At 65.7% G+C, this 8,713-nt stretch carries 10 protein-coding genes and 1 pseudogene; 9 read left to right on the top strand and 2 right to left on the bottom strand.

Annotated elements, in window-relative coordinates:
* The 5 genes and pseudogenes from Q7T84_RS17480 to Q7T84_RS17460 form a co-directional block, all read left to right on the top strand.
* A pseudogene (locus tag Q7T84_RS17480) lies at positions 1-548 on the top strand (N-acetyl-gamma-glutamyl-phosphate reductase); the annotation flags it as partial.
* A 17-nt stretch (positions 549-565) separates the two neighbouring features.
* On the top strand, positions 566-982 hold the full coding sequence (locus Q7T84_RS17475; RefSeq protein WP_304811383.1) for a GNAT family N-acetyltransferase: 417 nt from the start codon (positions 566-568) through the stop codon (positions 980-982).
* Between the two features lie 38 nt (positions 983-1,020).
* A complete protein-coding gene (msrB, locus tag Q7T84_RS17470; RefSeq protein WP_304811381.1) occupies positions 1,021-1,503 on the top strand; it encodes a peptide-methionine (R)-S-oxide reductase MsrB in 483 nt (160 codons plus the stop codon).
* Positions 1,504-1,600: 97 nt separating this feature from the next.
* Positions 1,601-1,888 carry a hypothetical protein gene (locus Q7T84_RS17465; RefSeq protein WP_304811379.1) on the top strand — a complete coding sequence of 96 codons (288 nt, stop codon included), beginning with the start codon at positions 1,601-1,603 and terminating at the stop codon, positions 1,886-1,888.
* A complete protein-coding gene (locus Q7T84_RS17460; RefSeq protein WP_304811377.1) occupies positions 1,885-2,322 on the top strand; it encodes an ion channel in 438 nt (145 codons plus the stop codon). Before Q7T84_RS17465 ends, Q7T84_RS17460 begins: the two co-directional genes overlap by 4 nt.
* A gap of 17 nt (positions 2,323-2,339) precedes the next feature.
* Here the strand turns inward: Q7T84_RS17460 and Q7T84_RS17455 are convergent, their stop codons facing one another.
* Positions 2,340-3,293 (bottom strand): alpha/beta fold hydrolase, encoded by a 954-nt coding sequence (locus Q7T84_RS17455; protein ID WP_304811375.1) that lies wholly within the window; start codon positions 3,291-3,293, stop codon positions 2,340-2,342.
* 21 nt (positions 3,294-3,314) lie between these two features.
* Positions 3,315-5,072: a class I poly(R)-hydroxyalkanoic acid synthase gene (phaC, locus tag Q7T84_RS17450; protein WP_304811385.1), complete on the bottom strand. Its 1,758-nt coding sequence runs from the start codon at positions 5,070-5,072 to the stop codon at positions 3,315-3,317.
* 350 nt (positions 5,073-5,422) lie between these two features.
* Between phaC and Q7T84_RS17445 the strand changes: the two genes are divergently transcribed.
* The 4 genes from Q7T84_RS17445 to Q7T84_RS17430 form a co-directional block, all read left to right on the top strand.
* A complete protein-coding gene (locus Q7T84_RS17445; RefSeq protein WP_304811373.1) occupies positions 5,423-5,830 on the top strand; it encodes a hypothetical protein in 408 nt (135 codons plus the stop codon).
* 114 nt (positions 5,831-5,944) lie between these two features.
* Positions 5,945-7,165 carry an LL-diaminopimelate aminotransferase gene (locus Q7T84_RS17440; protein ID WP_304811371.1) on the top strand — a complete coding sequence of 407 codons (1,221 nt, stop codon included), beginning with the start codon at positions 5,945-5,947 and terminating at the stop codon, positions 7,163-7,165.
* Positions 7,162-8,451, top strand: coding sequence for a homoserine dehydrogenase (locus Q7T84_RS17435; RefSeq protein ID WP_304811369.1), 1,290 nt, complete (start codon positions 7,162-7,164; stop codon positions 8,449-8,451). Before Q7T84_RS17440 ends, Q7T84_RS17435 begins: the two co-directional genes overlap by 4 nt.
* A gap of 44 nt (positions 8,452-8,495) precedes the next feature.
* Positions 8,496-8,713 (top strand): fructose-bisphosphatase class II (locus Q7T84_RS17430; protein ID WP_304811367.1); only part of this gene is annotated, 218 nt, incomplete at its 3' end.

Below are 8,713 nucleotides of genomic sequence, written 5' to 3'. Positions count from 1 at the left end.
CGGGGTCCGGATACACGGGCGGCGGCAAGGGCCTGATCGCAGAGTTCGAGGCCCCGACGCCGCCGAACAGCAGCGACGCCTTCCGGATCTACGGTCTGCCGCTGCAGCACAAGCACATCGGTGAGATGCAGGTACATAGCGGCCTGGATCACGCGCCGCTGTTCGCGCCGGCCGTCGGCCGCTACGCCCAAGGCATGATCGTCGAGGTGCCGCTGCAACTCTGGGCGCTGCCCACCAAGCCGCGGCCGGCCGAGCTGCGCGAGGCGCTGGCCAAGGCCTATGCGGGTGAGGCCTTCGTCGAGGTGGCGAGCGCCGATGAATGCGCGGCCCTGCAGAAGGCCCGCGCAGGCGCCGCCGGCTACAACGCCGAGCTGGATCCCGAGGCGTTGAACGGCACCAACCGCATGAAGCTCTATGTCTTCGGCAATGAAGAACGCCATCAGGCGCGCCTGGTGGCCGTGCTCGACAACCTGGGCAAGGGCGCTTCGGGGGCCGCGGTGCAGAACCTGAACATCATGCTCGGCCTGCCGGAAGCCTCGGGCCTGTGATCCTGCGCCGGGCGAGCGTGGCCGACGCCGAGGTCTGCGCCCGGATCCAGCGGGAGGCGAGTCGCGTCTCGCTGCCATTTCTGCCAGCGCCGGGCTCCTTCGAGAACGCGGTGGCGTTCTTCACGACGAAGCTGCTGGTCGAGAACGAAGCGTGGGTCGCCGAGGAGGACGGCGTGGTTGTCGGCTATGTCGCGTTCCATCCGGGCTGGCTGGAGCATCTCTTCATTCTCCCGGATTACCAGGCTCGGGGAGTAGGCCCGCAGCTTCTGGCCAAGGCGCTGGAAGACGGCACGCCGCGCACGCTGTGGACCTTCCAGGCCAATGAGCGTGCCCGGCGTTTCTACGAGACGCGAGGTTGGACCCTGGTCAAGCTGACCGACGGCGCGGGCAACATGGAAAAGACCCCGGACGCCCTCTACGCCTGGAGCGGCTAGGCTTGCATCCAAGGTCCGAGAGGAATCGTATCTCGGGCATGAGCAAGATCGACCGCCGCGCCTTCCTGATGGGCTCCGCACTCCTCGCCATGCCGGCCACGGTGTTCGCCGCCGATGATCCCTATGCGACCTCGCCTTGGCGCAAGCTGACCGACGCGCAGTGGAAGAAGCGGCTGGACGTGGCGACCTACAATGTCCTGCGCCGCGAGGCGACGGAGATGGCCGGCACGAGCCCGCTGAACAAGGAAAAGCGCCGCGGGACCTATGTCTGCGCGGGCTGCGCTCTGCCGCTGTTCAAGTCCGATTGGAAGTTCGAGAGTGGAACCGGCTGGCCCAGCTTCTACACCGCCATCAAGGGGGCGATGGGCAAGAAGACCGACTACGCCATCGGCGTCCCCCGCACCGAGTATCATTGCGCCCGCTGCCTTGGGCACCAGGGGCACGTCTTCCCTGACGGCCCGCGCCCGACCGGGCTGCGCTACTGTAACAACGGCGACGCGCTACGGTTCGTGGCGGTCTAGTTTCGAGATTGACGGGGCCGGAGCGCGCCACTCAATTGTAGGCAGCTAATACGGAGAGCTGCATGCGCCGCGTGGCCACGCACGCAAGGTGGGTGTCTTGAAGATTTCTCGCGTCATCGCCGCGATCTACGGCTTTCTGTGTGTTGCGGCCTTGCTTCTAATCCCCACCAGCCTTGGGGGCTGGTTCGGGCTCGAGCGTGATCCGCTCGCCGGGATATTCGCCATCTTGCTGGGTACGCCTTGGAGTTATCTCCTGAACTTCGCGCCAAGCCTGGGCGTCTGGTTCAACGTGGCGGCCGTTGCTCTCGGCATGGCGATGAATTTCCTCATCATCCTGGTGGTCGGCGATCTTCTGGGGCGTCTTCGCCGGACGGGTCCGAGGTGATCGTCGAACTCACCTTGGCGACCGCCATGGTGCTTCTGACCGTCACCATCCACGGAACCGGATTGATGATACTGGGGCGGATGCTCACCGGACTGGATACGCGCTGGGGCCAGGCGCAGATGAGCCCGCTTTCCTGGCACGGTTGGTACGTGACCGTCGCCCTGATCATGGGGCTTTTCGTGCTGCATGGTTTTGAGATCTGGCTCTACGCCTTGCTGTTCATAAAGCTCGGCGCGGTGCCAGAGACCCGCGAGGCCGTCTATTTCTCGACCAGTAGCTATGGCTCGATCGGTTATGGGGACAGCGCCATAGCTGGGCAATGGAAGTTGCTTGGCGCCATCGAAGGCATCAATGGGTCCATACTGCTCGGCTGGTCGGTGGCGTTTTTCGTGGCGGTGATGGCGCGGATGCTGCCACCGGTGAGGGGACGCTAAGCCAGACCGGACCCCCTTTATTTGGCCTCCGCCGCCGGTGGCTCGAGCGCGGCCAGGACGTGATCGACGGCGCGGAGCACCGCGCCGTTGTGGGTGAGGCCGAGCAAGGTCGCGTGCGCGGCCTCCTGGACGTTCTCATAGTAGCCGGCGCGCGAGGCCTGCTCGGGCGCGCGGCGGGCGAGGTTCCATTCGCCCATTCGCACGGCGTCGCCGGCGGTGACCACGGCGACCGGCCATTGTTGATCAAGGGTGACAGCGCCGGCCTGGGCCGAGCCTTGGTCCCAGGCCAAGACCTCGGCCGCCGCCGTGCGGGCGTGGCGGCCGGAGACGAAGGCGTGGCGCTTCTCGGCCGCGCCCTGCGACGGCAGGCCGATGCGATCACCCCAATAATAGGCGACGCGGGTGAGGCCCATCGACCCGGCGACGGCCGTGACCCGCGCAACATTACGGACCCGGCGCAGGAACGGCTGGGCGCGCGGATCGCTGGTCATTTCCGGCGTGGTGGCTTCCAGCAACACCAAGCCCGCGACCATTTCCGGATGCTCGCCGGCGAACAGGCGGACGTGCTGGCCGCCCATCGAATGGGCCATCAGGATGAAGGGTCCCTGTTCGCCCGAGGCCTTGATCAGCTTGGCGAGGTCCGAGGCGATGGCCGCGCTGTCGCGAGGGGTCGGTCCCGGATCAGAAAAGCCCATGCCGGCGCGGTCGTAGGCGCAGGAGCGGACGCCCTTCTGCGTCAGTCCCTGCTGGATCGCGGCGAAGTCAGCGGCCAGGCCCCAGGCGCCGGCCTCCATCCAGACCACGGGCTTGTCGGACTTTGGTCCTTCACAGACCAGCCGCAGCTTGCGCCCGCCGACATCGACGAAATGCCCGCTGGGCTCGAACTGGCCTGACAGGGCGACCACGGCGAAGCCCGCCCCGATCCACAGGGCGAGCAGGATCGCCAGCCCCCCGACTATCACCTTGATCATCTAGCCCCCTGGATCCGTCGCTTACGACTTCACCTTCACATATGACCCGGGCGCATCCTCGATGGGCTTGAACTTGCCGTTGGAGGGATCGCGGGCTGGAACCAGGCCGCCCGACTTTTCGCGCAGCCAGGTCGCCCAGTGCGGCCACCAGGAGCCGGCCGTTTCGCTCGCGCCCTCCATCCACTGCTCGACCGAGGCCGGCAGATCGGAGTTGGTCCAATGCTGGTACTTGTTGGCGACGGGGGCGTTGATCACACCGGCGATGTGGCCCGAGCCGGCCAGGGTGAAGGTCACCGGCCCGCCGAACAGTCGCGCCCCGCGATAGACCGACCGCGCCGGAGCGATGTGATCTTCCTTGGAGGACTGGACGTAGATCGGGGTCTTCACCGCGCCGAGGTCGAGCTTGATGTTGTCGAGGACCAGCTCGCCTTTCGACAAGGCGTTCTCGCCGTAGAACTTGCGCAGATAGAACAGGTGCAGCGCCTTGGGCATGCGGGTCTGGTCGGAATTCCAGAACAGCAGATCGAAGGGCTTGGGCTCCTTGCCCATCAGGTAGTTGTTCACGAAGAACGACCAGATCAGGTCGTTGGCGCGCAGCGAGTTGAAGGTCTCCGCCATCGCTTGGCCCGACAGGACCCCGCCGGCGGCGTCCATCTTCTGTTCGAGGTCGGACAGCCAGTCCTCATTGGTGAACAGCAGCAGGTCGCCAGCCTCGGCGAAATCCTGCTGGGCGGCGAAGAAGGTCGCCGAGGCGATTCGCTTGTCGTTCTTGGCCGCCATGTGGGCGAGGGTCGAGGAGAGCAGGGTGCCACCGATGCAGTAGCCGACCGTGTTGACGCGATCGACCCCGGCCTGCGCCATGGCGGCCTCGGTGGCCGCGTAGATGCCGTCGAGCATGTAGTCCTCGAAGGTCTTGGCGGCCATCTCGACGTCCGGATTGACCCACGAGGCGACGAAGACCGTGAAGCCCTGGTCGGCCAGCCAGCGGATCATCGAGTTTTCGGGCCGCAGGTCGAGGATGTAGAACTTATTGATCCAGGGCGGGAAGATCAGCAGTGGGATCTCATGGACCTGCTCGGTCGTTGGATTGAACTGGACGAGTTGCAGAACCTCGTTTTGGAACACCACCTTGCCTGGAGCGGTGGCGACGTTCTCGCCGATCTTGAACATCTGATAGTCGGTCTGGCTGATCGCCAGTTGGCCGCCGCCGCGCGTCATGTCGTCGGCGAAGTTCTCCATGCCCTTGAGCAGCGAGGCGCCCTGGGTCTGCATCGCCTCACGCAGGGCGGCGGGATTGGAGACCAGGAAGTTCGACGGAGAGAAGGCGTCGGTCAGCATCTTCATGAAGAACTCGACGCGCCGCTTGGCGATCGGATCGACATCCTCAACCTGGGAGACCAAAGAATTCAGCCAGTTGGAGGTCAGCAGGTAGGAATGCTTGATCACGTCGAAGACCGGGTTCTCGGCCCAGTCGGGATCGTTGAAGCGCTTGTCGCCCTTTTCGGGGCTGACCACGGGCTCGACCGTTTCGCCGCCGGCTCGCCGGGCGGCGGACTGCCAAAGCTCGAGGTAGCGCTGGAACAGGTCGGCCTGGGCGCGGACCATGCGGTCGGGCTGGGAAGCTAGCCGTCCCATGATGTCGGTGAGCGCGGGGGCGACGTGGAACGGGTCAGGCTGCAGGGCGGCCGGACGCTCGGCCTGACGCAGGGCGGCCTCGGCGATCGCGCCCTGGGCGGTCAGCGCCGCGCGGGCCAAATTGGCTGAGAGCTTTTCCAGCATCTCGCGCTGGTCGACGTTCAGGCTTTCCAGGGCGGGGGAGGCGGGAGCAGCCTTCGGCGGGGCTTGGGCAGGCTGTTGTTCCGCTGTGGCGGTTTCGACGTTGATCTTGGCCTGCTCGACCTTGGACGCAGCCTTGTCGGCAGCCTTGGCCTTCTTTTTCGGCTTGGCCTTGGTCGGTGTCGAGGGTTGTTCACTCATCGCTCAACTTCCTCCGGTACGCGCTTCCTTGGGGCTTAGCTGCGCGCGCGCTCTTTCGCCCGAAGCGATCATGACATAAGACCGGACGGGAAATGAACGCGCCGCTTCGACTTTTCGCAAAAGCGCCTCTCGGGACCTCCTTGCGGGGGCTGATGATCTGCGCTTGCGCCAGTCTAGCGTTGGCCGGCTGCGCCAGTTCCAATCCCTTCGCGTCAATCCCAATCGATCCGAACTCGCCGGTCGCCGCGGATGTGGCGCGGATGTCGCGCACCGACGGCGCGTTCCCCTCCTTCGCCGACATCCCCCCGGTCCCCAAGGATCAGCGCCCAGTGGCGCAGTGGGGCGTGGAGGCTCGCCAGCTAGAGGTCGCCGGTTCGACGGTGGAGCGCCAGACCGCTCCCGGTACCTGGACGCTGACCGGAACGGAGCGATTCCAGGCCCAGGCCAAGGCTGCGGCCGGCCCAGCTATTCAAGGTGACGCCTCGTCGTCGACCGCGGCCACCGAGGCCTTCGCGCGGCAACTTCGGGAGCGAGCTACTCCGCCTCCGTCGCCTAGATAAGCGGCTGGCGGGGGCATAAATGACCTTGAACCTGCTTGGCCAGGCCCCGAACGGGGGCTATCCATGCGCGACTTCAGCTCCCAAACGCCGCAAGGCCCGCGGCCAGAGCTCAAAATGACTCCCGAATTCCACCGTATCCGCCGTCTTCCGCCCTACGTTCTGGAAGAAGTGAACCGCATCAAGGCTCGCTTGCGGGCCGAGGGCGTCGACATCATAGATTTCGGCATGGGCAATCCCGATATGCCGACGCCGCAACACATCGTCGACAAGCTGATCGAAACCGCCCGCGACCCAAAGGCTGGCCGCTACTCCGCCTCCAAGGGCATTGTCGGCCTGCGCAAGGCGATGGCGGGCTACTATAAGAAGCGTTTTGGCGTGACGCTGAATCCCGACACCGAGGTCATCGCCACCCTGGGGTCGAAGGAAGGCTTCGCCAATCTGGCCCAGGCGCTGACCGCCCCCGGCGACGTGATCATCTGCCCGAACCCGGCCTACCCGATCCACGCCTACGGCTTCATCATGGCCGGCGGCGTGATCCGCCACGTGCCGGCCCATTCGCCCGAGGAATATTTGGCGGGTGTTAGCCGGGCGATGAAGCACTCGGCGCCGCCGCCGTCGGTGCTGATTCTCTCCTATCCGTCGAACCCGACCGCGCAGTGCGTCGATCTTGAGTTCTACAAGGACGCCATCGCGCTCGCGAAAAAGCACGATCTGCTCGTGATCTCCGACATCGCCTATTCGGAGATCTATTTCGACGACAACCCACCGCCCTCGGTGCTGCAGGTCGATGGGGCCAAGGAGATCGCCGTCGAGGTCAACTCGCTGTCGAAGACCTATGCGATGGCCGGCTGGCGCGTCGGCATGGTGGTCGGCAATGAGCGCATCTGTGCGGCGCTGGCGCGGGTGAAATCCTACCTCGACTACGGCGCCTATACGCCGATCCAGGTCGCCGCCGCCGCCGCGCTTAACGGCCCGCAGGATTGCGCCGACGAGATTCGGGCGATCTATAAGGCGCGCCGCGACACCCTGGTGACCTCGATGAAGCGTGCGGGTTGGGATATTCCCTCGCCGCCGGCCTCGATGTTCGCCTGGGCTCCGGTGCCTGAACAGTTCAAGGAGGCCGGCTCGCTGCTGTTCTCCAAGCTGCTGATCGAGGAGGCTGGCGTCGCGGTCGCCCCGGGCGTCGGCTTCGGTGAATATGGTGAGGGCTATGTGCGGGTGGGGCTTGTGGAGAACGAGCACCGGATCCGACAGGCCGCGCGCAACGTGAAGAAATTCCTGGCCAACGCCGACGATATCCTCGCGCGGGCCCACAACAACCTGGCGGGGCAATGAGCAAGACTGAATGGCGGATCGGCGTCGCGGGCCTGGGTACGGTCGGCGGCGGGCTGCTGAACTTCCTGTCCGACCATCCGGACTTCGCGCCGGCCGGCGGTCGGGCGATCGTGACCGGCGTCTCGGCGCGCTCGCGTTCGCGCCCGCGCCCGTTCGATATCTCGAACCTGCCCTGGTTCGACGATCCGGTGGCGCTGGCGCTCTCGCCTGACAACAACGTCTTCGTCGAATTGATCGGCGGCTCCGACGGCCCGGCCAAGGCCGCGGTCGAGGCGGCTCTGAACGCCGGCAAGGCGGTCGTCACCGCCAACAAGGCGCTGATCGCCGAGCATGGCGCTGAACTGGCCGTCCTGGCCGAAGCCAAGGGCGTGCCGCTGCTGTTCGAGGCCGCCGTCATGGGCGGCACGCCAGCGGTGAAGATCATGCGCGAGGCCTTGGTCGGCGAAGAAGTGAAGTCGGTCGCCGGTATCCTCAACGGGACCTGCAATTACATCCTGTCGGAAATGGATTCGGGAGGCCGGGCGTTCGCCGACGTCCTGGCCGAGGCTCAGCGTCTCGGCTACGCCGAGACTGATCCGACCATGGATGTCGGCGGCTTCGACGCAGCCCACAAGATCTCCATCCTGGCCGCTCTGGCCTTTGGCTGCGCGCCGAACTACGCAGCGGCCGAGATCGAAGGCATCGATCAGGTCGCGCTGCTGGACATCCAGCTGGCCAAGGACCTGGGCTACAAAATCAAGCTCATCGCCTCAGCCGACCGGTCGGCTGACGGCGTGCTGGTCCGGGTCCATCCGACGCTGGTGGCGCAGAACCATCCGTTGGCCCAGGCGGGCGGCGCGCTCAATGCGCTGTTCATCGAAGGCACGCGGATCGGCCGTATCTATCTGCAAGGGCCGGGGGCCGGTTCATCACCGACCGCCGCGGCTGTGGCCGCCGACATCGCCGATGTGATGACCGGCGCGGTGCGTCCGGTCTTCCAGGCGCCCGCCACGACCCTGAAAGCGTTCACCCCGATCGACCCGGCCAAGAGCATGTGCCGGGCCTATCTGCGTTTCCTGGTGAAGGACGAACCAGGCGTGATCGCCGCTGTCTCCGAGACACTGGCCGAGGCCGGCGTGTCGATCGAGAGCTTCCTTCAGAAGCCTGTTGGGAACGCCGATGGCGTACCGATCGTGCTCACGACTCACGCCGTCGCGGAATCCGTGCTCGCGGCGGCGATCGACCGCATCGCAAATCTGCCGTCAGTGCTCGATAGACCGCGCCTCTTGCGTATCGCGCGCATTTAGAACCCAAAAGAAAACGCGCGCCGTCGCGGCGCCGGGAGAGACACATGAGTTCGGAAAATCTGGATCGCGGGCTGGTTCTGGACGCGGTCCGGGTGACAGAGATCGCCGCCATCGCCGCTTGGAAACTGGTCGGACGTGGTGACGAAAAGGCCGCCGACCAAGCGGCCGTCGACGCGATGCGCACGGCGCTCAACGACCTGGATATCGATGGCGAGATCGTCATCGGCGAGGGCGAGCGCGACGAAGCGCCGATGCTCTACAT

The sequence above is a fragment of the Phenylobacterium sp. genome (assembly GCF_030654915.1).
Classification (GTDB): domain Bacteria; phylum Pseudomonadota; class Alphaproteobacteria; order Caulobacterales; family Caulobacteraceae; genus Phenylobacterium.
Note: the sequence above shows the minus strand (reverse complement) of the source record. Positions and strands in the feature narration are given on the sequence as shown.

Coding starts and splice junctions, on each gene's coding strand:
- msrB (WP_304811381.1), top strand. CDS start 1,021: ATGAGCAAGATCGACCGCCGCGCCTTCCTGATGGGCTCCGCACTCCTC.
- Q7T84_RS17455 (WP_304811375.1), bottom strand. CDS start 3,293: ATGATCAAGGTGATAGTCGGGGGGCTGGCGATCCTGCTCGCCCTGTGG.
- phaC (WP_304811385.1), bottom strand. CDS start 5,072: ATGCTGGAAAAGCTCTCAGCCAATTTGGCCCGCGCGGCGCTGACCGCC.
- Q7T84_RS17445 (WP_304811373.1), top strand. CDS start 5,423: ATGATCTGCGCTTGCGCCAGTCTAGCGTTGGCCGGCTGCGCCAGTTCC.
- Q7T84_RS17440 (WP_304811371.1), top strand. CDS start 5,945: ATGACTCCCGAATTCCACCGTATCCGCCGTCTTCCGCCCTACGTTCTG.
- Q7T84_RS17435 (WP_304811369.1), top strand. CDS start 7,162: ATGAGCAAGACTGAATGGCGGATCGGCGTCGCGGGCCTGGGTACGGTC.